This is a genomic window from Demequina litoralis, from assembly GCF_030418455.1.
In the GTDB taxonomy this organism is placed as follows: Bacteria; Actinomycetota; Actinomycetes; order Actinomycetales; family Demequinaceae; genus Demequina; species Demequina litoralis.
In genome coordinates, this window is record NZ_JAUHPW010000005.1 from 118,928 (window position 1) to 142,865 (window position 23,938).

The window sequence follows — 23,938 nt, forward strand, 5'->3', positions numbered from 1 at the left end:
GTGCCAATCTGCCGCCGAGCAGGCACCATAGGCACAGGGGACCTCGGCCGACGGCGGTCGAGGGCTGCGGCACGTGTGGTGGGAGGCGGCACATGGCGCGGAGTGGGAGCGAGCGCGTGCGTGCGCATGCGACGCGGGCCCGGTGCGCCTCATGACCACCATCGAGACCCCGGTGGTTCGCAGCGCGCTCGAGCGCATGCAGCGCACCACGTACTTCGCGACCGGGCTCGCGGCGGCGCTGTTCGCGGTGCTCTTCGCGGGCGGCGCCAACGGCTTCCTCGCCCAGATGGACCAGTTGCGCGCGCCGTTCGGCGCGTTCACCGTGCTCGTGGGGGTCGCGATCCCGGCGAGCCTCGCGGTGATCGCCTTCGCGGCGAGCATCGGAGTGCTGCGCTGGCTGGTGACCGCGGCCGCCGCGGGATTCGTGCTGTCGCAGCTGCTGTGGGTGCCGATGATGACCGTCGACGTCCTCGACGACGGCGCCGCGCCGTGGCTCCAGGGCTTCGGCGCGCTGCACGCGACGCTGCTGGCGGTCGCGTGGCATCGGCCCTGGGTGTGGCTGTATCCGATGGCGCAGGGACCGCTCGTCGCGACGGTCGAGTACTACGCCGCCGGCGGCCACCTGGAGCAGTCGCTGCTCGACGGGATGGGCGCGCTGGTGACGTCGCTCATCCTCACCGGGGCCGGGGCCGCCGTGGTGGTCGCGGCGGCGCGGCAGGACCGGGAGGCCACCCGGGCCCGCGCGGAGGCCGCCCGCGAGGCGGCGCAGCGCACCGGCGAGCGCGAGCAGGCCCGCATCAACGCGCTGGTGCACGACGAGATCATGTCGGTGCTCATCGCCGCCGTCCGCACGCCGACGTCGGACGCGGTGCCCGAACGCGCGCAGCGGGCGCTCGGGTCGATCGACGCGATCCGGGAGGCGCGGTCGCGCGAGTCCGCATACCCTCCCGATCAGCTGGTGGCCGCGCTGCGCGCCACGGCGAACGACATCGCCGGCGACATGCCCGTCGCGGCCACTGTCACCACGTCCGAGCCCGTCCCCGCGTCCGTCGTCACCGCGCTCGCGGAGGCGACCGGCGAGGCGCTGCGCAACAGCGTCATCCACGCGGGCGAGCCCGGCGAGGCCGTGATGCGCACGGTCACGGTCGGCGTGGCCGAGGGCGAGGTCCGCGTCACCGTGCGCGATGACGGCCGAGGCTTCGCGCCGCGGGCGGTGTCCTCGCGACGGCTGGGCCTGCAGGTGAGCATCCGCGGGCGGATGGCGGCGCTCAGCGGCGGCGGATCGCGGGTGGCGTCGGCGCCCGGCCAGGGCACGACGGTGGAGCTGTGGTGGCGCGCGGAGGCGACGACGTGACCGCCGCATCGTCCCTCCCGACCCCACGCGGCACCGACATCAGCCGACTGCTGGGACTGCACACGCGCGGTGCGCAGCTCATCCTGGCGGTGTACGTCGCGTCGAACCTCGCGTTCGTCGCGAGCACGGCGGACCTGCTCGACCACGTGTGGGCGTCGTACGTCGCGGTGGCGCTGGTGACGGCGGGCGGATTCGTGGTGACGCGGCCGCATCCGGACCCGTTCCCGCTCGCTCTCACGGCGGCGGTGCTCGGGGTGGTCGTGGCCTCGACGGCGCTGGTGCTGTACGCGCTGCCCGACACCGGCTCGCTGGGGCGTGCCACCTGGTATCTGGGCGCGAACACCTGGCTGCTGTGGTTCCTCACCCTGCGGCGTCGCGCGCGGCTGGCGTGGGCGGGCGGTCTTGTCATGCTGGCGGAGACGATGCTGTGGGCCAAGCTCGCGGGGCGGGGCGCGGTCGACGGGCTGACCCTCGCGATGCCGCAGATCCTGCTGCTGATCATCGCGACGCTGTTCGGCACGGCGCTGCGACGGTCGAGCGCCCGCATCAACGCGCTCGCCGGCCGGTCCGTCGAGGCGGCGGCCGCCGCAGGGGCGCTCGAGGCGGCGCGGCGCGTCCAGGACGAGCGCGCCGACGAGCTCGCCGACGTGGTGGTCCCCGCGCTCACGCTGCTGGCGTCGGGGACGCCGCTCACCGAGGCGATGCGCGAGGAGATCGTGCGGGTGGAGGCGCAGCTGCGCGACTCGGTGCGCGGGCACGGGCTCGCGCTGCCGCCGATCGTGCAGGCCGCGACGCGGGCGAGGTCGCGGGGGGTGGCGGTGACACTGCTGGACGACCTGGGCGTGCCGCTCTCCCCCATCGAGACCGATGCGGTGGTGCGCGCCGTCTCGACGGCGCTCGATGCCGCGGCTGAGGGGAGCGTGACGGTGCGGCTGCTGCCGCCCGGGCGGGACGAGATGCTGACGATCGTGTCGCTGGGTGGCGACGAGGTGAGGCGGGTGGCGGTGCCCAGTGGGGTTGGTTTGTAGGCGCGGGCGTCAGCCGTCGCGCGTCAGGCCTCCGGATCGTCGGCGTCGACAGGCTTGCCTCGCTTGAGCGCACCGGCCATGGAGCCCTTCGCGTTGTTGGCGAAGGACCCGAACGACTTGGCGGCGCCGCCCGCGGCAGCTCGAGCCGACTTGGCTGCATCGCCGGCTGCGGCTCCGACGGCCTTCGCGGCACCGCCGGTCGCGGTCGTCACCGTGGCGGTCGCGCCCTTGAGGGCCGTGAGCGCCCTGGCCTCGTCGGCAACCCCGTCGCCGTCGAGGTCGACGCTGCGGAACGCCGCAGTGGCGTCGACGACCTTGCTCCAGACGCCTTCACCGAAGTCCTTCGCCGAGCCCGAGGCGGACCGCATCGCGAGCACCGCGCGGGATGCGTCCGGCACGTCGCTGCCGTCCGAGTAGGAGAGCTCGAGCCATTCGGGCCAGGTCTCCGCGGGGGCCGAGAAGCCCTCGCGGCACGACTTCACCACGGCGCTGCCGAAGTAGAAGCTGGTGGCACCGCCCGCGACTGCACCGATCACGGGGATCGCCTTGGTGCTGATCTTCACGGTGCCCATCGTGGCGCCTTGCGCGATCGCCTGCTTCGCAAGGACCATGGTGACCGGAACCAGCGCCGAGTCCGGCAGCTGCTGGGCGAGGAGATCACCCCACTTGGCGTCGGCGCCCATGACCGCAGCTCCGGCGACCGATCGGGCCCCCGCCACGGTGGCGCCCGCAGGCAGCGCCGACATCACCATGCCGGTGATCGGGCTCTTGCGCTTCTCGCCGAGCAGCGCGCCGAGCACGACGGCCTTGGCCCGCTCGGGGTCGTCGATCGCGATCCCGCGCAGCTCAGCCATGCAGAGCGCGAACAGCGCGGTCGTCTCGTAGAAGAACAGTAGGTCGGCGACTCCGAGGCCGATCGCCACCGGGATCCCGACCGCCGGGATCGTCGCCGATGCTCCCGCCGCAGCGCTCGCCGTCGTCGTGGTCGCCACGTACTGCGACTCGATCTTCTTCATGACCGCCGCCGGCGACGCGGAGGGGTCCTTGCGACGGACCTCCTTGATGTACGCCGCCGCGGCCGGACGCTGAACCGCGATCGCCTTGAAGACGCGCTCCTGGAAGTCGTCGGGGAGCGCGACGGCAGTGGTCGTCGTGGTGGTCGTGTCGCTCATGGGTACCCCTCAGTCCTCCGGTGCAGATCACGATGCGCGTCCGGGCGGCGATGCCCGGGAACGCGTGGCGTTCACGGTACCGGCGCAGACCGACAACGGACGGCAAGTCGGCCGCTCGCGAGCGTTGATGTGGCTGATCTCACCTCTGAGCGCGCGGGCGTGCGGGCGCGTTCGTGTCGCGGAGGTGCACGGCGCATCGTCCCGCGTCTAGGTGGAGGATGCGGCGGTCGCCATGCGGCCGAGGGCCGCGGCCTCCTCGGTGATGTCGATGCCGACGGGGCACCAGGCGATGCAGCGGCCGCAGCCGACGCAGCCGAGCATCCCGAACTGGTCCTCCCAGCTGGAGAGCTTGTGGGTGATCCATTGGCGGTAGCGAGCCTTGACGTCGCCGCGGAGCGGGCCGCCGTGGATGTAGCTGAAGTTCTCGGAGAAGCAGGAGTCCCAGACGCGGTGGCGCTCGGCGTTGTCGCCGGCGAGGTCGCTGGTGTCCTGGATGGTGGTGCAGAAGCATGTGGGGCACACGAGGGTGCAGTTGGTGCAGGCGAGGCAGCGGGAGGCGACGTCGTCCCAGCGGGGGGACTCAGCGGAGGCCTGGAGCACGTCGTGGATGGTGTCGGTGTTGATGGACCGTGTCTGGCGGGCGGCTGCTTGGTCGGTGACGTCTATTGCCGCTTGCTGCGCCTCTTCGCCCGCGGGGGTGGTCGCGATGGCGTCGGCGACTTCCCTGCCGGCCTCGGTGCCGACCTCGAGGACGAAGCGGTGCTCCGGCACCATGACCTCGGTGAGGAGGAGGTCGTAGGCGGGCTCTTGGGTCTCTGGATTGGTCGCGGCGGGGCGTGGGCCGGTGCCCATGGAGGCGCAGAAGCAGGTGGCGGCGGGCTCGCCGCAGGCGACGGCGACGGTGAAGGTGCCGTCGCGCCGGGCGATGTAGTGGGCGTCGTGGAAGGGCCGGTCGGCGAGGACGGCGTCGTGAATCTCGACGGCGCGGAGGTCGCAGCTGCGGACTCCCAGGAGGGCTATCGGCGGGGCATCTGGCGTGTCGCGCTCGACGGTGAAGTGGCCCTCTTCGCGGCGGCCGCGCCAGACGACCTCCTCGGCCGGGAAGAACACCGGCTTGGTGGACTGGGCGGGGTCGGCGAAGCCGAAGTAGGCGTCGTCGTCGCGTTGCCTCAGCCGGTAGGTGCCCGCCTCCTGCTCGTCGCCGACGCCCTTTGGCAGGTCAGCGGCCGCGTGGATGTCGCCGGTGACGATCGCATCGCCCCGGACGGACGGCCCGACGACGCGGTAGCCGCGCCGTCGCAGCTCCGCGATGAGGCCATCGAGGCCGTCGGGCTCAAGGATTCGGATGTCGTCCATGACACGCCTCCTCTTGCGACGGTAGGCGCGTTCTTCGGCGAGGCTAGGGACCTTGGTCCGGGACCGGCGTCGAGGCGACCATCCGTCCGACGTCCCACACGAGGCCGGGCACGAGCACCTACGATCTGTGCACCGTCCACCCACCTGCAGGGAGCCCCATGTCCGGCTACGCCGTCATCGATCTCGAGACCACCGGCTTCGCCTACAAGTCGCTCGACCGCATCTGCGAGATCGCCGTGGTGCTCCTCGACGCCGATGGCCGCCGCGAGGACGCCTACAGCACGCTCGTCAACCCGCTCCGTGACCTCGGCGCTCAGCACGTTCACGGTATCGACGCAACCGACACCCGCGTCGCGCCGACGTTCGACCGCATCGTCGGCGACCTCACCGAGCTCCTCGGCGGACGCACCGTGGTCGCCCACAACGCGCCGTTCGACGTCCGCTTCCTCGCCGCGGAGTACGCGCGCGCGGGCGTCCCGATCGCGCTGACGCCGGACGATGCGGTGTGCACCATGAAGCTCGCGCGCGAGGTCGGCGTCCCGTCGAAGCTCGGTGATGCCTGCCAACACTTCGGGATCCCGCTGGACGGCGCGCACGCCGCGCTCGTCGACGCAGAGGCCACCGCGCAACTCCTCGCGCGGTACCGCGAGTTCGCGTCCGTCGAACGCCGCTGGCACCAGCTCGCCACCGCCGGTGAGAGACTCACCTGGCCTGCTGCGGCTCCGCTCGCCACCTCCGTGGTTCACCGTGGCGCTACCCGTCCCGGCAACGGACTCCTCGAGTCTGTGGTCGCCGCCTTCGACGGGGCAAGCCACCACCGCGGCGAGAGCGCCTACCTCGACCTCCTCGGGCGTGTCCTCCTCGACCGCAAGATCACCGCGCAGGAGAAGGTCGCGCTCGACTCCGAGGCCGCGCATCACCGCCTGTCCGCAGCGGACCGCGAGCGTCTTCACCGCACGTACATGCTCGGCGTCGTCGACGCGGCATGCGACGACGACCTCCTCACCGCCGACGAGCGCGCGCACATCGTCCAGATGGCCAACCTCCTCGGTCTCGCGGACCTCGAGGTCGAGGCGCTGCTGGCGCACGCGACTTCCCGGGTGGCGACAGTGTCCACCTCGCTGGACCTCACTCCCGGCGCGCTCGTCGTCTTCACCGGGCACGCCGCGGCCGACAAGGCAAGGCTCAGCTCGATCGCCGAGTCCCGGGGCCTCGTCGTGTGGCCCGGTGTCAAGAAGGGCGTCGCCGCCGTGATCGCGAAGGACCCGGGATCCAACTCCGGTAAGGCCAAGAAGGCCCGCGACCTCGGGATCCCTGTCGTCGGCTCCGACGCCCTCGGCTGAAGTAGGGAAGCCGTCTGGGCGAGCCGCCCACGCCTCGATCTCGCGGCGCGCGGGACACGACACCGTGCTCACCGAGAGGCGTTTCCCGACTGGCGTCGCCCGTTCAGAACCGCGCGGCTGCCTGCTGACGGATCAGCTCGAGGTAGCGACGAGTCGCAGGACTCCACTCGCCGGAGCGCAGCATGGCGGCACACTTGCTCGCGCAGTAGCTGGCCACCGTCGGCGCTGAAGGGACATCGCCTTCGAGAAGGAAGGCGATGAGCCGATCGTTGTTCCACACGAAGCGAGATGTGCGAACACCCAGACGCACAGCGATCTGATCCGCGTCGAGCCCCTCGGCCCGCAATCGGAAGACGTCACCGACCCGCGAACGATCGGTCGAGAGGTAGTGCTCGATCTGCGCCACCACCTCCAGGGCGGGACCGTGCGATTGGTCAGCCATCACCGAGCCTCCGAGCCCGCGAGCAGCGACCGCAAGTACTCGCGGGTCTCAGCGTCCGTCGAGTAGAGAACGGTTCCCACCATCCCTCGCGTGAGCAACACCTTGTAGACGTTGCGCACATTGCCGTCAAAGGCCTCGTCGCTGACCGTCCTGCGACTCCTGAACGCGGGGTCCTTGGAGAATTCGCGCCTGCTGATCCACTCGCCATCCCTGACGACGAGGTCGGGCCCGATGATGAGCCCGTTCCAGTCGTATTCGAAGCCCTGAGCCGTATACACGCACCCGACCTGCGTCTCACCGCCGTCCTCGGTAGCCCACAGGCTCGACGGCGGGTATGGACCGACCCTGCGATCCGCCTTCGTGTTCCACGGACGCGCCCACTCGCCGATGCGCACGTCTGGCACGAGCGCGGAGCCAGCCGGGTCCGACCACGGCCAGCAGAACCCTGCCGTCATGCGAGCGGAGTAGCCCTCGGCGCGCTTCTCAGCGAGGCGCACCTCGAGGTCCTCAGGCGAGTCGACCAGCTCGACCGCGAACGCGTCTTCGTCCTGCCAAGGGATCGGCCCGCCCGGCTCCAGACCGAGCAACCGAAGCACCCAGGTCACATAGGCGGCGCTGCCTCCTGACCGGTACTGCGCGTTGAGGTCCACCTGTCGGACGTTGACGCTTCGTGCCGCTGCCGCAGCGCGAATGTCGGCGACCGTGCCGATCTCGCCGGGACGCACCACCTGGTGCTCGTCGAGGAGGAATACGGGCACACGCGCAGCATCGAGCAGCTCGTTGACCTGGGGCTGCGCCTTCGCCCTGAGCTCGGCACGCGTGAAGCGGTTGACGGACTGCTCACGGATGCGATGCGCCTCGTCGAGCACCAGCACGTCCAGCCCGTTGCGCTCGGCTCCGATGAAGCTGTTGAAGTACGTGAAGAGGTTCTTCGTCCGCGTCGACCCCTTGCCGGCCACGGTGCGCAGCGTCTGCGTGAACGACTTCGAGCCCGTCGCGTGCAGTACCGTCCGACCCTGGCGGGCGAGCTCACCGAGCAGCGACAGGGCGATCACGCTCTTTCCTGACCCGGGTCCGCCGGCCACGATGATGACCTCCTTCGAGTCCGCTCGTCGCGCGTCATCCACGGCACGCATCACGAGCTCGTAGGCCACCCGTTGCTCATCGAGCAGCACGAACTGCTCGCGGTCACGGATCTCGGCCGCCGCGACCTTCAGCAACTGCTTCGACGGCCCGATCGCGGAGGCGAGGAACACATCGGCCGCCCCGGCTCCGGGCGACGGCGCGAGACGCGACTGGAGAAACGAGACGAACTCACCCCGTCGCTGACCGGTGAACATGCGGCCGTCGTCGCTGGGCGGCATCGTCCAGAGGTCGGCGACTCCCGCATCGTCCGCGTTGTGAAGGTACGCGACGCCGGCCATCTCCTCGGGGTGACCGGCGAGAGCCTTCAGGAAGTCCCGGTAATAGCGGACGTACTCCCCCACCTGCCATGCGGGATGCAGGGTCGGGTTGTACGCGACGCCTTCAACCTCAACGAGGGTGTCGGTGTCCTCGTGACGGTGCGCCCGCGACCACTGCTTGAGTTCGACCACAACGTAGGACGGATCGCCGGTGCGCGGGTGAAGGCCCGCGAGCACGACGTCGGCACGCTTCGAAGTCAGCGGCAGGCGGTGCTCCAGCATCACCTCGACACCGCCGAGGCCGGCATCGGTCAGCACCGACGCGAGCTGCGGGATGCTGTGGCGCCACGAGGCGATCTCGCTCGAGCCGGGCCTCCCCCAACCGTGGTAGACGAACGTGTCGATGAGCGCGCGCTCGATCGGCGAGAAGTCGCCAGTCGCATGCGCGGCGAGAGTGTCGGCGCTCAGCCGAACGACCTGCATCGGTAGCCCCCAGGCAGCACGAAGTACTCGTGCGGGGAGGCATGTTCACCGAGGCGAAAGCCTGTCGATCCGCTCTGACCCAGGCAGACTATCCGAGCCACGCGACGGCCTACGGAACGCGTTGTGGGAGAGTCTTCGCATGAGTGACGAAGTCGACTCCATCCGCGCGCTCACCGCCGACATCCGTGAGTTCGCGCGTGAGCGCGACTGGGAGAAGTTCCACGACCCGAAGTCGCTGCTGCTGGCACTCGTGGGGGAAGTCGGGGAGCTTGCAGAACTCTTCCAGTGGGTGCCCGCGGACGATGCGGTAGCCGCATTTGCCGATCCCGACCGCAGACAGCGGGCTGGTGAGGAGGTCAGCGACGTGCTGATCTACCTCTTGCGATTGGCGGATGTGCTCGACATTGATCTGCCGCGCGCCGCGCATGCCAAGCTTGTGGACTCTCACCGGCGTTTCGCAGCCGACGCAGTGCTCGGCATCGCACCGAAGAAGGAGTAGCCACCGCGCGCGAAGGGCATCGCTGCGATCCGGCTCGCTGAAGGCAAGCCGCGGCGACTGGGGCCGTCGGCGGGCTGGCGCACGCTGCCAGCGCGCGAAGTCCGCAAGGCCCAGCCGCCTGCCGCCGACACGCCAGCGTCGTCGGAGCGTCAGGGCAAACGGCCCCACGACGCACCGGCTGAAAACGCCGCGACCGGACCCCGGAACGAGTCACGGCAGGAAGCGCAGCACGGCCCCGTTCGTGTGCCCGATCAGGCTGCCGAGGAGCAGGTCTCGCGCCGCCTCGCCATGGCGCTCGAGCGTGATCCTGGTGCCGTCAGTGAGCGGACCGTCTCGCCACACGATCCGCCCGTAGGGCGTGTCAACGGCACCCACGCGGTCGCTCCTCGCCGACGCGACCGCGGGGAGCGCGAGGCTAGCGACGACGATCGAATGGTCGCTCAACGGCTCGAGGCACAACCGGACCTCATGGTCGTAGGTGAGGCCCTCCACCGACACCGGCGGCGACACCAGCACGTGGTCGAAGAACCGCGGTTCCCCGACGCGGATCACGTGCGTGGGCTGAGGCTCGACGCCCGCGAGCGTCGTGGCGAGAGCGACCGGCGCACCGTCCCCCAGCACCCCGGTCACCGCCGCTTGCCAGCGCGACCGCGGGTGCGTCTCGCCGAAACGATCTGTCCAGCCCCCGTCGGTGGAGCCGTCCGCGCGGGCGCGAAAGGACAACGGCGCGGGCGCGAACGTACGCGGCTCGTTGAAGTCGCCGGCGACGATACACGGGCCCGATTTCTCGAGCAGCCCGGCCCGGAGCGCCTCGAGCGTGCGCACCTTGTCCCACCCGTTGCCGGCCGCATTGGGCGCGTGCACGGAGACGACCCGCACACGGTGGCCGGGAACCTCAATGTCCGCGGCCGCGATCAGTTGCGGCCACGGCGGCGCGGGCGTCCACGTCACGGGTGTCAGGGGCCATCGGCTCGCGACCACGTTGCCGTAGCGCTTGCGCCGGTCTCGGCGGACGATGCGGTCGGCATCACGGCCGCCGAAGTGGGAGTACGCGAGGCCTGTATGCGCGAGCAAGGCCGCGAGCCGGTCGAAGGTGTCCGCTCGGCTCGAGACCTCCTGGAGCAGCACGACGTCGGGACGATGCGCGGCGAGCGCGGCCGCGATCGCGGCAAGGCGCTCGTCGCTCGCACCACGAATCGCCTGGATGTTCCAGGTGGCGACCCGTAGCGTGCTCACGGAGCCAGTGTCGAGGTCCGGGCACCATCTGCGCGAACGGCAGGCCGCTCTGCCATCAAACCAACTATTTCAACCGACCGCGATCCGTTCTCGCCCGCGCGGTGGGTCCGCGCAATAATCGTGCGAGTTGAAGGCGAAAGGGGCACTTCGTGGAGAAGTACACAGTTCACCAACAAGCCGTGGGCACGATCCTCAACTGGGTAGCAACGGGCCAAGTTGCCATACCCGAGATCCAACGGCCATTCGTCTGGAATTCCACGAAGGTTCGCGATCTCATCGACTCGCTCTACAACGGCTATCCAGTCGGATACCTGATCACGTGGCAGACACACGACGTGAAACTGAAGGACGGAACTCAGTCGGGCAACAAGCAGATTCTGATCGACGGCCAGCAGCGTGTGACGGCGCTCACCGCCGCACTCGCCGGCCAGAAGATCGTCACCAAGGAGTACGTGAGGAAGCGGATCCAGATCGCGTTCAACCCACAGACCGAGCGTTTCGAGACATTCACGCCGGTCATGCGAAACGACCCCGCATGGATTCTCGACATTGCCGAGCTCATGAATCCGGTGATGGCGTACGAACTCCCCCAACGTTATTTCGCCGCGAATCCCGACGCCGATCGCGATGCGGTGATCGGAGCGCTCACCAAGCTCTCTGGCATCCAGAACAAGCAGGTCGGAATCATCAACCTCGACGCGGCGCTCGACATCGAGACTGTGACCGAGATCTTCATCCGGATCAACTCGAAGGGCGTCGTGCTGAATTCGGCGGACTTCGCGATGAGCAAGATCGCCGCCTACGGCGACTACGGCGCGAACCTCCGCAAGTACATCGACTACTTCTGCCACCTCGCGGTGGCGCCGCACTTCCACGAGGCGATTCGCGAGAACGATGCCGAGTTCGCCGCTACGGAGCAGTTCCGCCGGATCTCCTGGCTCAAGGACGACGCGGCCGACCTCTACGACCCCGACTACCGCGATGTGATCCGCGTGGCAGGCCTCCACGAGTTCGGCCGCGGACGGATCGACGCGCTCGTGAGCTACCTATCAGGACGCGACTTCGAGACGCGAACGTTCAAGGAGGAGCTTGCGCTCGAGTCGTTCGAGCGCTTGGAGCGTGCCCTCGACGAATACACGAACCAGTACAACTTCACCCAGTTCCTGATGATCATCCAGTCCGCGGGCTTCGACACCTCCGCGCTCATCACTTCACGCAACGCGCTCAACTTCGCCTATGCGCTATTCCTTCGGCTGAGGCGAGACAAGGACCTCCCCTTCGGCGAGGTGCAGCGGATCGTGCGTCGGTGGTTCGTCATGTCGATGCTGACGGGACGCGCATCGGGGAGCGTCGATACCCAGTTCGAGCTCGACATCCGGCGAGTCCGCGAGCTCGGAGCAGCCCGGTACCTCGCAACGGTCGAAGAGAGCGAACTCTCTGACGGCTTCTGGCGGGTCGGGCTTCCGCAAGCGCTCGAGACCAGCAGCACGAGGAGCCCCTACTTCCGCACATTCCTGGCGTCGCAGGTGTTCAGCAAGGCCCGAGGATTCCTCTCGCAGAACATCACGGTGAGCCAGATGCTCGACGGCCAAGGCGACATTCATCACCTGTTCCCCAAGGCCTATCTGGACAGGTCTGGCATTCGCGACCGTGCTGACAAGAACCAGGTCGCGAACTATGTGCTCGCGGAGACTGCGATCAACATCGCGATCAGTGACAAAGCTCCGGCCGACTACATGGGGCTCATCGCGGATCAGGTTTCCACCGGCGAGCGGCGTATCGGCGAGATCGTGTCACGAGACGCGGTGGACCGCAGCCTGCGCGAATCCGCCGTGCCGGATTCGATCTGGCATGCCACCGCATCGGACTACCGCGACTTCCTCGAAGAGCGTCGGGTTCTCATGGCAAGCGCCATGCGCGACTACTACGAGTCTCTGTAGGCATCCGCATGACCTACCTCGGCTTGGACGCCTGCAAGGCGGGCTGGGTAGTCGCGGTGGTGAGCGACGAGCGCTGGATCGACGCATTCGTCGCGACTGATATCGCGGCGGCCGAAACCAGAGGAATCGACGAATTCGCGGCCGCGTGCATGGTGGTCGACATTCCGATCGGCATCCCGGATACCGGCACGCGCCTCGCTGACACGTTGGCGCGGCGGTTCATCAAGCCGCGTGGATCCAGCGTGTTCCCTACGCCGGTCCGCGCTGCGTTGTTGGCGGACACCTACGCCGACGCGCGCGAGGCCTCCGTCGCAGCATCGGGCAAGAGCCTCTCGGCTCAGGCCTACGCGATCCGGGAGCGGATCCTCGACGCCGACGGCTACGCCGGGCGCGCTCGGATTCCGCTGGTTGAGGGCCATCCAGAGGTGAGTTTCCGCGCGATGGCGGGCTCGGGCATCCCGCACGCGAAGAAGACCTTCGCAGGGATGACCTTGAGGCACCAGTTGCTGCAAGCCGAGGGCATCGATGTTCCGATGGAGCTCGAAGGACGCTTGGGGGGCGCCTCCGCGGATGACCTACTCGACGCCGCCGCGATGGCGTGGACCGCTCGCCGCGTCGCGCGCGGCGACGCCGACCGATTTCCGCCGCTTCATCTAGCCGAGAGGTTCAGCGACGACGTCGATTCCGCGATCTGGTTCTAATTCGCTTCGCTCGGCGCCCACGCGCTGATGCGGCGATTGCGCGCACGAATGAAGTCCATGCTGGCCTCGCGAAAGTCCATGTACTCGGCGAGGTCCGTCGGACGAGATGGCCCGTCGAAGTCGTGGAATGGCATGAAGAATGTCACGTCGCCCGAATGCGGATCGAGAAGGTCGTCCAGCAAGAAGAAGTCAGTAAAGCCCTCGAAATCGGTGAAGAGATCGAAGAACTCCGAATATGCGTCGAACGTGCGCGATAACGGGCTGTCCTGCCCCTGGTAGTAGCGGCGCACGCATTCCATCGTGAGGTCCATGCGGTCCGAGATCCGCGAGTTGAATCCGCGCTCGCTGTTGATCGTGTGGACTCCCTCACGGCGGTCCGAAGGCCAGACCATCATGCCGCCCATGGTGTAGCCGAGCGTGTCGAACTCCTCGATCTGCTCAGGGGTGAGCTGCGAGATGATGTCCCGCATCCTCACCCACCGTGCGTATGACGCCATGACCGCGTCGCTGGACAGGAAGAACTCGCCGATCGACGACCGGTGGTGCAGGTACCGCCACGTTTGAGTCGTGTCCCACTCGATACGCCGACCGTCCGGTAGTGGCTTGCTCCACAGCAACTGGTGGAAGCGCCGCAATGTGGGGCTATGCGAATCGGGATCCTTGCCGGGTGGGGTGTCGGATCTGAAGTCGAACGAGACGTCGATGACATCAAGTTCGGATCGCGCGCCCGCATAGCCCTGGAAATCGGTCATGCACCAAGCCTGCACGATGCCACCGACAACCGCCGGACCGAAGGAGCCCAGCGTCGACGCAACCGGCAGCGCAGTTCCGGCCGCCGCCATCGCGCCTCCCGGGACTACCGCATCGTCCCTTTCGCGTCGCGCCGTGATCTCCGCAACAGCGTGGTTATCACTGTCGGACGCCGCCACTACGCTGGCGCAATCATCGGGCGCAACGAGACCAACGTCGGCTCGCCGCGCGCCCGCAGTCTGGGGGATTCATGAATATCGTCGGCAAGATCGCCACCGGCACGGTGCTCGTCGTCGCGGGCGTCGGCCTCGCGTCGGCAGCGTCCGCGTATGCGCCGAGCCTCATGCCGTGGGGCGACCAGTCGTCGAGCGAGAACAGCCTCGTCATCACCGCGATCGAGCGCACCGAAGAGGTGTCGCTGCTCAGCGTCGGCATCGAGGGCATCGAGGAGGAGCGCAGGAGCAAGGAGCTGCTCGGCGTCGTCATCCCCGGCAGCGAGAAGTCGAAGTTCATCAAGTACTCGTTCACCCTCAAGCTCGGTCTCGACGGCGGCGACGTCACCATCGACGAGACCGGCGAGAACGAGTACACCCTGACGATCCCCGAGTTCATCGTCATCGGGAACAGCGAGCCTCACTTCGAGACCGCCACCGAGTCCAATGGTCTCCTCAGCTGGGCGACGGCCGACATCGACGAGCTCGACACCGTGAACGAGGTGCTCAACGCCAAGGAGTTCGACGAGGCCATCGAGTCGAACCAGGACGTCCTGCAGGACCAGACCCAGTTCTTCTACGGCAACATCATCCGAGCGATCGACCCGACCATCGAGGTCGAGTTCGTCTTCGCGGAGTAGGCGCTCGCTGCCGGCCCGGCGACCGCACCGGCCCTAGTCACGCGCACGCGCGCCGGCCGTCTCCTCGAGAGGCTCGCCGACCGTCACGTCCTCCTCGACCACCGCATCGTCCCCCTCGCCGTCCCGGGGCACGCGCGGGATCGCGTGCGTGAAGTGGCTCGCCCGCTCCTCCGCCTCGGCCGACCCGGTGAAGAAGCCCGACTCCCCCGCCTGCTCGGGCTTGAGGCTCCGCCGCTTCGGCCCGGCAGGCCCGGTCCCCGCCGGGACGGCCTCGGACACGAGCACGCGCTGCGCGGGCGCCGCATCGGGCATGACGGACTGGATCCACAGCACCATGGCCTCGCGGACGAAGCAGCGCAGGTCGTAGAGCGTGGGCGCGTCCTTGGCGGTGACGAGGATGCGCACGCGCACGTAGCCGGCGGTCGCCTCGGTCACCTGGAGGACGTTGGCGCGGCCGTCGTACAGCGGCGTCTCGGTGAGGACCTGCTCGAGGTGCTCCCGCATCCGCTGCGGGGAGACGCGCCAGTCGAGGTCGAACTCGACGGAGCCGAGCAGCTCGGAGCCCTGCCGCGTCCAGTTCTCGTAGGGCGTGGTGGTGAAGTAGGTGCAGGGCAGGACGAGGCGGCGGTCGTCCCACAGGTCGAGCACCACGTAGCTGAGCGTGATCTCGCCGACGCGGCCCCACTCCCCCTGGGCGACGATGACGTCGTCGACCCGCAGCGCGTCGCTGAAGACGAGCTGGATGCCGGCGAACATGTTGCCCAGCACCGACTGGGCCGCGAGGCCCGCGACGATCGACGCGATGCCCGCCGAGGCCAGCACCGACGCCCCGACCGCGCGCACCGCGTCGAAGCTGAACAGCTCGGCACCCACCGCGATCACCACGATGAGCGCGATGGCGAGCCGTTTGACGATGAGCGTCTGCGTCCGCAGCCGACGCGCGAGCCGGTTGTCGGGCATGTCGATGTTGTTGTAAGCGAGCGCGAGGTCGGCGACGAAGCGCACGAGCGCGATGAGCAGCCACGCGAGCGTCGCGATGGCGGCGACGGTGAAGACGCGGCCGACGATCGGCATCCAGTCGGTGTTGCGCAGCGCGGCATGCACGCCGACCCACAGCCCCAGCACGAGCACGAGCGCCCAGAACGGGTTGCGCGCCTTCGTCTGGAGGTCGCGGGCCCACGGGTAGCGGCGCGCGACGAGCCGCATGATGACCTCGACCGCGAGCGCGAAGAGCAGTGCCCCGCCCACGCCGATCGCGACGGCGACCCCGAATCCGAACCAGTCCTCGAGCATGTCTCCTCCTGGGATGGAAGCCGAACTTCGACCGTACGGGAGGCGTGTTTCATCGACGTGAACCCCGGGTGAGGGATCGCTGAGGGTGGGATTGCGGGGGGACGATGCGGGGGTTGCGGTTGCTCTCCTCCGTCACCGCCGTGGGGTCACGCGAGGCGGTCGCGCTCCTCGATGATCGCCGCGCGGCGTGACGACACCAGCAGGTCGGCGGATCCGAGCGGCATCGGCTCTCGAGTCCCGATCCGGTCGAGAACGAACGGCGCGCCTATCGCACGCCGGAAGGTGTGAGCACGGCCCGACACTCCTCCGTCGGTCCCGAACCAGCCCGCGAGAACCTTGACGTTGGCCCCCTGGCGATAGGCGGCGACCGTGTCGTTCGCCTCGCACACGACGAGACACATGCCCGCCGCGCCGCGCACCACCGAGCATTCACGCCGGAAGGTTGCGGCGTCGGCGATCGCGATCCGCGCGAGAAGACGCCGCATCGCGGTGCGATGCTCGACGTCGAGATGCCCGTTCGCGACCTCGTCGAGCAGCACCAGGTGCTCGGCCACGCGCGTGCGGATGTCGTCTGCGATCCCATCCCACACGAAGTCCTCGTCGGGGATCGGCTCGGCGTCGAGGGCGGCGAGCGCATCGGGCCCGCCCACGGACGCTGCGAGGCGCTCACGCGCCCGCTCCCCTTCTTCGCGCACGGCGGCATCGCGGAGCCATGGGTCGCGGTACCCGCGCCCGCTCCATTCGCCGCTGCCGAACCCTGCCTGGACGGCCTCGTGGATCTCACGGGCCACCTCGCGAGACGTGACCCTATCGACGCCCTCGCGGCGGTGCACGAAGCGCACGAAGGCGGCAAGCACCGACGGCATCGCCTCCGCCGCGCCGCAGTTCTTGGCGATGCCAGGCGCCCACACACGCACCAGGTGCCCGACCACGCGGGCGTCCCACCGCATCGGCCCGCCCAGGCTGACCACCTCCGCGAAGGCGAGGATCAGGTCGAGCGCGCACCCGGCGCACTCGCGCGACCTGTAGGGGCGGTCGCCGGATTCGAGGAACTCCGTCCGCAGCTCCTCGGAGGCATCGGAGAGCACGCCGTAGACGCGCTCGCCAGGACGGGACACCCCCTCGTCCCAGCTCCCGCCCCAGTCCTCGGACCACCGTCGCTCTTCGCGCATGCCTCGACGCTAGCCAGCCGGCGTGCCCCTGGGCGGTTCTCCACAGGCGGGGTTCCGCGCATCGTCCTGGCGGCGCCTCGGGGGCGATGTCCACAGGCCCATTCCGTCGCAACTTTTTCACATCTACCAGGAGCGATGTCGGATCTCGATGTCAGACCCCCGTGATGAACTTGTTCCATGGACGTCACGACCGCCGCACTCGACCGGGCAGCCGCTCGTGTGCGCGCGCTCGACGGCGCCGAGACCAGGGAGCTTCACGGCGAGGGACTCCACGACGCGATCGTCGCCGCGTGCGAGGTGCTGTCCGAGGCACGCCGCCTGGCCGCCCCCATCGCTGCAGCCGTGTCGCGGGACGCGGGCGGTCCGGGACTTCGCGGAGGGATCACGCGAGAGGCGGGACATCGCAGCCCGGAGTACTTCATCGCGAGCCTGCTCGGCGGGACGGTGGCGGAGGCGCGCACTCTGATCGGCGCAGGCCTCGCGATGGACCCCGACGAGCCCGAGGACCCCGATGGTCCCGGCGATCCGGACGACCCCGATGAGGGCGGGGCGGGAGGCGGCGGCGGCGAGGACGATCCCGATTCGCCCGACCCGCAACCGAAGCCCGCGAAGCCCAAGCCGCGCCCGCCCGTGCCCGGGTCGCTCGCCGAGGCGATCGGCAACGGCACCGTCGCGGTCGACGCGGCGGCGCTGATCCGCGCGACGCTGAGGGAGCTCCTCGATGTCGTGGACCGGGCAGCCCTGTGGGAGATCGAGAAGCGGCTCGTGGCGAAGGCCCCCCGGCTGTCCCTGTACGACCTCCGCAAGGCGTGCTGGCGCGAGCGCGCCACCGCCGACCCCGCGGGTTGGCGCGAACGCGAGCAGCGGATCCGGGCCCGGCGCTCGCTCACCCTGGGCGAGGACGTCGAAGGGATGATGACGCTCACGGCGCGGCTCGACCCGCTGTCCGCCGCCCCCCCTGCGCGTGTGGCTGGACGCGCAGACCACCGAGGCGTTCCGTGCCGCCCGCGACGCCGGCGTCACCGAGGAGCGCAACGCCGCCCAGATCCGGGTCGACGCCCTGGCCGCGCTCGCCTCGCACGGACTCGACTGCGACTCCCCGGGGTCCGGCGTGAAGACCACGCTGCTGGTGACGATCGACCGCGATGCGCTCACCGACGAGCTGGGCCTCGGGTCATGCGACGGGATCGGCGTGCCCGTCACCGGCGCGACCGCACGCCAGCTCGCCGTCAACGCGGAGATCCTGCCCGCCGTCTGCGGCGGCGAGTCCGAGGTGCTCGACCTGGGACGCGCGCGACGCCTCTTCACCCGCGCCCAGCGCCGCGCCCTCTCGGTACGCGACGGAGGCTGCGCCTGGTGCAGCGCCCCGATCTCCTGGACGGAGACGCACCACATCGACCACTGGGGGCGGGACTGCGGCTGCACGGACCTCTGCAACGGCGTCCTGCTCTGTCGCAGCTGCCATCTTCGCCTTCACGACACCGGCTGGGAGGTCGAGATCCACGGCGGCGTCGTGTGGTTCCGGCCGCCCGCGTCCGTCGACCCTCAACGGGTGGCGATCCTGGGTGGGCGCCGGCGTACCGCCCCCGAGGAGATGCCCGCGCCGCCGCCGCTACCGACATCGCCGAGCACACGCCGGTGCAGCGGGAACCACGTGCAGACATGAAGAACGAAGAGGAGGACGATGCGCGACGGTCGGGCGGTCCCCGGCAGGCGCGGCGGCCGGGTGTCGGCCGAGGGCGCCGGCCGGGGGGCGCCTGCGCGGGGGGCGCCTGCCCGGGGGGGGACGCCTCGGCGAGCACCGCACGTACGGAGCGCGCGGGGAACGTCGCCGTTGTCAGGGCTGATGGGCCTCGCTAGGGTCGTGGGAAATCCGCACGCACGACTACTGGGGGTGCCTTCGTGCGGCATCTGCTTGCCATCACGGCCCTGGGGCTCGCCGCCGCGCTCGGCGCCGCCACCCCGAGCGGCACGGTCGACGACTACATCACCGCCGAGCTGCCCGCCTCCGGCGCGCCCGGCATCGCCTACGCCGTGGTGACCGACGGCGAGGTGGCCGAGGCGGGCGCCCGAGGCGTGATGCGCGCCGGCTCGGACGAGGCCGTGACCCCGGACACGCCGTTCGTCATCGGCTCGATCTCGAAGAGCTTCACCGCGCTGGCCGTCATGCAGCTCGTCGAGGCGGGTCAGGTGGGCCTCGACGCTGCCGGCGGCGACTACGTGGCCGCCCTCGAAGGCACCGCCGCGGGCGCCCCGACCGTGCGCGAGCTGCTGAGCCACACCAGCGGCTTCTCGACGGTGCAGGGCAACACGTCGCGCGTGAGCTCCACAGGCGCCGCCGACGACCTCGCGAACGCCGTCGCCGCGCTCGCCGACGAGGCACCGGCGTACCCGCCGGGCACCACCTGGGAGTACTCGAACACCAACTATCAGATCCTCGGTCGCCTGATCGAGGAGGTCGCGGGCACCGAGTTCCAGGCCTACGTCACCGAGCGCATCCTCGAACCCGTGGGGATGGACCACAGCTTCGTCGCGGACGGCCAGGTCCACCACGAGATCGCCACCGGGCACACGCCATGGTTCTGGACCAAGCGACCGCTGGCGGAGAGCCCCACCGACCGCGTCACCGCACCCCAGGGCGGCATCGTCGCCAGCGCCAACGACGTGGCGACCTACCTCGCGATGATGATGAACGGCGAGGACGACGTCCTGAGCGCCGAGGGCAAGGCCCGGATGATGCGGCCCGCCAGCGCCGTCTCGCCGTTCTACGGCCTCGGCTGGTACGTCGACACGTCCGACGGCACCGTGGGCCACACCGGCTCCACCCCCGGCATCGAGACGCAGGCCACCATGGTCCCCGCGCGGGACGATGCGGTGGTCGTCCTGGTCAACGGCGGCAGTGGGGTGGGCTTCGGGGAGACCACGCAGCTGCGCTACGGGACCACGGCGATCGCGCTGGGCCTCGACTACGACGGCGAGGGCTCCCGCTGGGCCCAGAAGGCGCTGTTCCTCGGCCTGGCGCTCGCACCGCTCGTGTACCTCGCGGCCATGGTCTGGGCGTGGGCCAAGCGCGACGCGGTGCGAGCCAAGACGCGCGCGGGCTTCGCGGGGCTCTTCAGCCTGTGGTTCCCGCTGCTCACCACGGGCGTCGCGGCGTGGGTGCTGCTGGCACTCGTCCCCGGCCTCATGGGCGCCCCGCTGTCGACGGTGCGTGTCTTCCAGCCGGACATGGCGCTGGCGATGACCGCGACGGCCGTGGGCGGCGTGGTGTGGGCGGCGGTCCGGCTCGTGATCGCGTACACGGGGCGGCCGGGGCGACCCGCGCGCGGCTGAGCCTGCGCGGACTTGATCCACAGCCTCTTCCGCGCATCGTCCCGCAAACGTAGAATGGTACGAAATTCGGTACCACTATGGAGTGCTCATGGCCATCACCGCGTCCGAGGCACGCAAGCGCCTCTTCCCGTTGATCGAGCAGGTCAACGAGGACCACACCGCGGTCGAGATCACCTCGCGCGCGGGCAGCGCCGTCCTCATCTCGCTGGAGGAGTACGAGGCGCTCCAGGAGACGGTCTACCTGTTCCAGTCCCCCGCCAACGCTCGTCGCCTCCTCGACGCGGATGAGGCGCTGCGTGCAGGACGAGGCGAGACCCGCGAGCTCGACCGCGCGTGAACATCGTCTTCTCACCACAGGCGTGGGAGGACTACCAGCACTGGCAGACCGAGGACCGCAAGACGCTGCGCCGCGTCAACGCGCTCATCGACGCGATCTGCCGCGACCCCTACGCCGGGATCGGCAAGCCCGAGCGCCTCCGCTACCGCATCGACGCGTGGTCGCGACGGATCGACGGCCAGCACCGGCTCGTCTACCGCGTCGAGGGCCAGGACCTGCTGATCCTGCAGGCGCGCTACCACTACTGACGCTGCGCGGCCTTGGTGCGCGGCTACCCGAAGAAGATCGCGTACGGGTCACGCTCGACGTGCGCGAGCAGCGGGACGATGGTGTGGCTGGGTCGCGCTTGGTCGTACAGGTGGAACTTGCTGTTGCGGTCGCGCCAGTAGAGCTCCCAGACCTCACGGCGTGCGACCCACGTGAAGCGTGCGACAGGGAATCGCACCTCCGCGCCTTCGCCGTCCCACGGCGGGCTCACCTCGACGACCGTGACGCGATGACCGTCGACCTCTGCCTCGTAGCGCAGCTGATCGCGATGCTCGGGCGAGGTCTGCTCCTCGCACCAGTCTCGGATCCGTGTCAGGTCGGCCTCAGGAATCGCCACGCTCACCAGGATGCGCGATGTCTGGCCCGCGCGCCGGAAAACGCGGCCGGAACCACCGCATCGGCGCCGCTCAGTCGCACCCGCAGGAGCCGGAAGGCGTCCGCGCCTGCCAGCACACCTCGCACACGCCGTAGCTCTTCTCCTCGGCGCCGGTTGCGGGCGTGATCTTCTTCTGCACGCCCGGGCTCATGCTGCGCTTCGTGACCGGGAAGTCGACGGCCCAGTTGACCATGCCGTTGCCGTGGGTCTTGTCGCGCACCCGGTCGGGCAGGTCCGAGGCCGCGATCGCCTCGCGCCGCGAGCCGAACCACTCCGTCGACCGCTTGCCGATGTGCAGCGGGTGCAAACCGTCCTCGCGCATCGCCTTGATGTAGCTCGACTTGACCTCGCAGCCGATCACGCCTGCTCGGAGGGCGATCTGGCGCACCAGCGGCCGGGATTCCTCGGCGATCTTGAGCTGCTCCATGGCAGCCTCGAGCGGGATGAGGGGGACAGTGTTCACCCCTGAGGGTCTCACGCCCACCCCGCCTTCCGCAGGGCCGGAGGGCCTACTCGAGGTCCCCGAGGTCGATCGAGAGGTCCACCTCGGCGGGCGCCGACAGCCCCGGCGGCGGCGCCGGTCGCGACGGCCGAGCGACCACGTGCGGCACCTCCTCGACCAGCCGCTCGGGCAGCGTGTTGAGGAAGTAGGCGTCCTCGAGGACGTCCATGCCGGCCGACCCCATCCACGCCCGCACCGGCGTGTGCGACACGGTCCGCGTCACCACCAGCCGGTCCCGCGCCCGGGTGAGCGCGACGTACAGGACGCGGCGCTCCTCCTCGACCTCGTCGAGGTCCCCGAGCGACCGCGCAGAAGGGTACGACCCCGCCGACGCCCCCGCCACGAACGCCCAGTCCCGCTCGAGGCCCTTCGCCGAGTGCACCGTCGACACGATGACGTGGTCCTGCTGCGACTCCGGCTCCATCTCCGACGTGAACACCGGCGACAGGATGTACTCCTCGAGAAACTCGAGGATCGACCGCCGCGACGCCGCCAGCCGCTCGACGTGCACGAGGTCGCGGGCGCGCGCCTCCCAGTTCTCGTTGCGGTACTTGTGCGCGAGCACCGGCTGCAGCATCGCCGCGGCCCGGCCCACCGCATCGTCCACCCGCTTGGCCGCCTCCTCGATGGCGTCGAGCCCGGCCGCAAGCCACGCGGGCATCCCCGCGAGGGCCGATGCGCGGGCCTCCCGGGCGGAAGCCCCGCCCGAGCGTGCCGCCAGGAACGAGTCGAAGGCGCGCGCCGCCGTCACGTCCCCCACCCGCGGCACGAGCGTGAGCAGCCGCATCCAGGCGACCTCGTCGTCGGGGTTCGCGACCACCCGCAGCGCGGACAGCACGTCCCGCACATGGGCGCTCTCGAGGAGCTTCACTCCCCCGAAGAACACGTAGGGGATGTCGTACTCGACCAGCCGCGCCTCGATCGCGCGCCCCGAGTAGTTGGTGCGCACCAGCACGAGGTGGGTCGCCCAGGGCAGCTCGTCGCGGCGCGCGCGCAGCATCTCGGCGGCGATGAACCCCGCCTCGTCGGCGGGCGTCTCGAACGAGTGCAGCTCCGGCTTCGCGCCGCGGCCCCGGACGGCACGCAGCTTCTTGTCGTACCCGAGCGGCGACTGCTCGAGCAGCCAGTTCGACAGGTCGAGGATCTCCTGCGTGGACCGGTAGTTGTCCTCGAGCTTGAGCACCCGCGCGCCGGGCACGCGGTCGCGGAACGAGTGGATCGAGGCGAAGTCCGCGCCGCGGAAGCCGTAGATCGACTGCGCGTCGTCGCCCACGCAGTAGAAGCGCGTGTGCGGCACGAGCGGGTCGATGATCTGCCACTGCAGCGGGTTGGTGTCCTGCATCTCATCGATGAGGATCTCGTCGTAGTGCGAGCCCACCCACTCCGCCACCGCATCGTCCGCGAGGCGCGCGGCGAAGACGCGCAGGATGTCGTCGTAGGTGAGGTACCGGCGCTCCTGCTTGCGCTGCTCGTAGGCGCGCACCGCGGCACCGATCGCCTTGGCGTCGATGGCGTCGTCGGGGAACTTGACCCGGATCGCGTCCGCGAGGGTGCGGCGCGTGTTGTGCGCGAAGGACAGCACGTCGACGATCTGCGCCGCCTTGAGCCCCTCGACCCGCTTGCCGCGGCCGAGCACGCCGCGCATCACCTGCTGCTGATCCTCCTGGTCGAGCACGCTCCAGCCCTCGTAGCCGAACACGTCCGGAGCGCCGCGCACCTCGCGCATGGCCCACCCGTGGAAGGTCATGGCGGCGACGCCCTGGGTGGACGATGCGGTGGCGGCGTCGCCCTGGACGCGGCTCCTGATCTCGGCGGCGGCGCGGCGCGTGAAGGTGATCGCGAGGATGCGGTCGGGAGGCGTGCCGTTGCGGATGAGGTGGCGGATGCGGGCGACGATCGTCGTGGTCTTGCCCGTGCCGGCGCCGGCGAGAATGAGGTTGTGGCGCGCCTCGGTGAGCGCGGCCTCCCGCTGGGCGGGGTTGAGGTGCGCGAGCGCGCCGTCGTCCACCTGCTCAGCCATGCGCACGAGTCTAGGTGCGGGGTGGGACAGGCCGGGCTGCACGGCCACCGCAGCCTTCCGCCTGTCCACAAGGCCACG

At 69.8% G+C, this 23,938-nt stretch carries 22 protein-coding genes; 11 read left to right on the top strand and 11 right to left on the bottom strand.

The features are described from left to right. Positions 1 to 151 precede the first annotated feature (151 nt). Positions 152 to 1,354 carry a sensor histidine kinase gene (locus tag QQX09_RS07990; RefSeq protein WP_301133218.1) on the top strand — a complete coding sequence of 401 codons (1,203 nt, stop codon included), beginning with the start codon at positions 152 to 154 and terminating at the stop codon, positions 1,352 to 1,354. Beyond that, complete coding sequence (locus tag QQX09_RS07995; protein ID WP_301133219.1) at positions 1,330 to 2,382, top strand: DUF8320 family protein; 1,053 nt, start codon at positions 1,330 to 1,332, stop codon at positions 2,380 to 2,382. Before QQX09_RS07990 ends, QQX09_RS07995 begins: the two co-directional genes overlap by 25 nt. 23 nt (positions 2,383 to 2,405) lie before the next feature. Here QQX09_RS07995 and QQX09_RS08000 read toward each other — a convergent pair whose 3' ends face one another. After that, positions 2,406 to 3,554, bottom strand: coding sequence for a hypothetical protein (locus QQX09_RS08000; RefSeq protein ID WP_301133221.1), 1,149 nt, complete (start codon positions 3,552 to 3,554; stop codon positions 2,406 to 2,408). Between the two features lie 207 nt (positions 3,555 to 3,761). After that, the gene (locus QQX09_RS08005) at positions 3,762 to 4,910 is read right to left on the bottom strand and encodes a 4Fe-4S dicluster domain-containing protein (RefSeq protein ID WP_301133223.1); all 1,149 of its coding nucleotides are present in this window, start codon (positions 4,908 to 4,910) and stop codon (positions 3,762 to 3,764) included. Between the two features lie 158 nt (positions 4,911 to 5,068). Here QQX09_RS08005 and QQX09_RS08010 point away from each other — a divergent pair, with 158 nt between their 5' ends. Next, on the top strand, positions 5,069 to 6,253 hold the full coding sequence (locus QQX09_RS08010; protein ID WP_301133224.1) for an exonuclease domain-containing protein: 1,185 nt from the start codon (positions 5,069 to 5,071) through the stop codon (positions 6,251 to 6,253). Between the two features lie 103 nt (positions 6,254 to 6,356). Here the strand turns inward: QQX09_RS08010 and QQX09_RS08015 are convergent, their stop codons facing one another. Next, complete coding sequence (locus QQX09_RS08015) at positions 6,357 to 6,695, bottom strand: hypothetical protein (RefSeq protein ID WP_301133225.1); 339 nt, start codon at positions 6,693 to 6,695, stop codon at positions 6,357 to 6,359. Next, entirely contained in the window at positions 6,695 to 8,581 is a 1,887-nt protein-coding gene (locus QQX09_RS08020) for a DUF2075 domain-containing protein (RefSeq protein ID WP_301133226.1), read from the bottom strand. The genes QQX09_RS08015 and QQX09_RS08020 overlap by 1 nt, the downstream gene beginning before the upstream one ends. A gap of 139 nt (positions 8,582 to 8,720) precedes the next feature. On the opposite strand from QQX09_RS08020, the gene QQX09_RS08025 reads away from it, so the two are divergent. Continuing rightward, positions 8,721 to 9,080: a nucleotide pyrophosphohydrolase gene (locus QQX09_RS08025; RefSeq protein WP_301133228.1), complete on the top strand. Its 360-nt coding sequence runs from the start codon at positions 8,721 to 8,723 to the stop codon at positions 9,078 to 9,080. Positions 9,081 to 9,290: 210 nt separating this feature from the next. Here the strand turns inward: QQX09_RS08025 and QQX09_RS08030 are convergent, their stop codons facing one another. Continuing rightward, positions 9,291 to 10,316 (bottom strand): endonuclease/exonuclease/phosphatase family protein, encoded by a 1,026-nt coding sequence (locus QQX09_RS08030; RefSeq protein ID WP_301133230.1) that lies wholly within the window; start codon positions 10,314 to 10,316, stop codon positions 9,291 to 9,293. A gap of 149 nt (positions 10,317 to 10,465) precedes the next feature. On the opposite strand from QQX09_RS08030, the gene QQX09_RS08035 reads away from it, so the two are divergent. Then, entirely contained in the window at positions 10,466 to 12,256 is a 1,791-nt protein-coding gene (locus QQX09_RS08035) for a DUF262 domain-containing protein (protein WP_301133232.1), read from the top strand. Positions 12,257 to 12,264: 8 nt separating this feature from the next. Next, positions 12,265 to 12,957 carry a DUF429 domain-containing protein gene (locus QQX09_RS08040; protein WP_301133234.1) on the top strand — a complete coding sequence of 231 codons (693 nt, stop codon included), beginning with the start codon at positions 12,265 to 12,267 and terminating at the stop codon, positions 12,955 to 12,957. On the opposite strand, the gene QQX09_RS08045 is transcribed toward QQX09_RS08040, so the two are convergent. Continuing rightward, positions 12,954 to 13,886 (bottom strand): DUF6994 family protein, encoded by a 933-nt coding sequence (locus tag QQX09_RS08045; RefSeq protein ID WP_301133236.1) that lies wholly within the window; start codon positions 13,884 to 13,886, stop codon positions 12,954 to 12,956. The genes QQX09_RS08040 and QQX09_RS08045 overlap by 4 nt on opposite strands. 71 nt (positions 13,887 to 13,957) lie before the next feature. On the opposite strand from QQX09_RS08045, the gene QQX09_RS08050 reads away from it, so the two are divergent. Continuing rightward, positions 13,958 to 14,560, top strand: a complete 603-nt coding sequence (locus QQX09_RS08050; RefSeq protein ID WP_301133238.1) for a hypothetical protein — start codon at positions 13,958 to 13,960, stop codon at positions 14,558 to 14,560. 33 nt (positions 14,561 to 14,593) lie between these two features. Here QQX09_RS08050 and QQX09_RS08055 read toward each other — a convergent pair whose 3' ends face one another. Continuing rightward, positions 14,594 to 15,853 (bottom strand): mechanosensitive ion channel family protein, encoded by a 1,260-nt coding sequence (locus QQX09_RS08055; RefSeq protein WP_301133240.1) that lies wholly within the window; start codon positions 15,851 to 15,853, stop codon positions 14,594 to 14,596. 146 nt (positions 15,854 to 15,999) lie between these two features. Further along, a complete protein-coding gene (locus QQX09_RS08060; protein WP_301133242.1) occupies positions 16,000 to 16,824 on the bottom strand; it encodes a hypothetical protein in 825 nt (274 codons plus the stop codon). Positions 16,825 to 17,989: 1,165 nt separating this feature from the next. On the opposite strand from QQX09_RS08060, the gene QQX09_RS08065 reads away from it, so the two are divergent. The 4 genes from QQX09_RS08065 to QQX09_RS08080 all read left to right on the top strand — a co-directional run bounded on the left by QQX09_RS08065 (position 17,990) and on the right by QQX09_RS08080 (position 20,943). Further along, entirely contained in the window at positions 17,990 to 18,691 is a 702-nt protein-coding gene (locus QQX09_RS08065) for an HNH endonuclease signature motif containing protein (RefSeq protein ID WP_301133244.1), read from the top strand. 236 nt (positions 18,692 to 18,927) lie between these two features. Continuing rightward, positions 18,928 to 20,358: a serine hydrolase domain-containing protein gene (locus QQX09_RS08070; protein ID WP_301133246.1), complete on the top strand. Its 1,431-nt coding sequence runs from the start codon at positions 18,928 to 18,930 to the stop codon at positions 20,356 to 20,358. Between the two features lie 88 nt (positions 20,359 to 20,446). Beyond that, positions 20,447 to 20,695 carry a type II toxin-antitoxin system Phd/YefM family antitoxin gene (locus tag QQX09_RS08075; protein WP_301133248.1) on the top strand — a complete coding sequence of 83 codons (249 nt, stop codon included), beginning with the start codon at positions 20,447 to 20,449 and terminating at the stop codon, positions 20,693 to 20,695. Then, positions 20,692 to 20,943, top strand: coding sequence for a Txe/YoeB family addiction module toxin (locus QQX09_RS08080; RefSeq protein ID WP_301133250.1), 252 nt, complete (start codon positions 20,692 to 20,694; stop codon positions 20,941 to 20,943). The genes QQX09_RS08075 and QQX09_RS08080 overlap by 4 nt, the downstream gene beginning before the upstream one ends. Positions 20,944 to 20,966: 23 nt before the next feature. Here the strand turns inward: QQX09_RS08080 and QQX09_RS08085 are convergent, their stop codons facing one another. The 3 genes from QQX09_RS08085 to QQX09_RS08095 all read right to left on the bottom strand — a co-directional run bounded on the left by QQX09_RS08085 (position 20,967) and on the right by QQX09_RS08095 (position 23,860). Continuing rightward, positions 20,967 to 21,299: a DUF3024 domain-containing protein gene (locus QQX09_RS08085; protein WP_301133252.1), complete on the bottom strand. Its 333-nt coding sequence runs from the start codon at positions 21,297 to 21,299 to the stop codon at positions 20,967 to 20,969. Positions 21,300 to 21,369: 70 nt separating this feature from the next. After that, a complete protein-coding gene (locus QQX09_RS08090; protein WP_301133255.1) occupies positions 21,370 to 21,801 on the bottom strand; it encodes a hypothetical protein in 432 nt (143 codons plus the stop codon). Positions 21,802 to 21,847: 46 nt separating this feature from the next. Next, positions 21,848 to 23,860 carry an ATP-dependent helicase gene (locus tag QQX09_RS08095; RefSeq protein ID WP_301133258.1) on the bottom strand — a complete coding sequence of 671 codons (2,013 nt, stop codon included), beginning with the start codon at positions 23,858 to 23,860 and terminating at the stop codon, positions 21,848 to 21,850. Positions 23,861 to 23,938 lie beyond the last annotated feature (78 nt).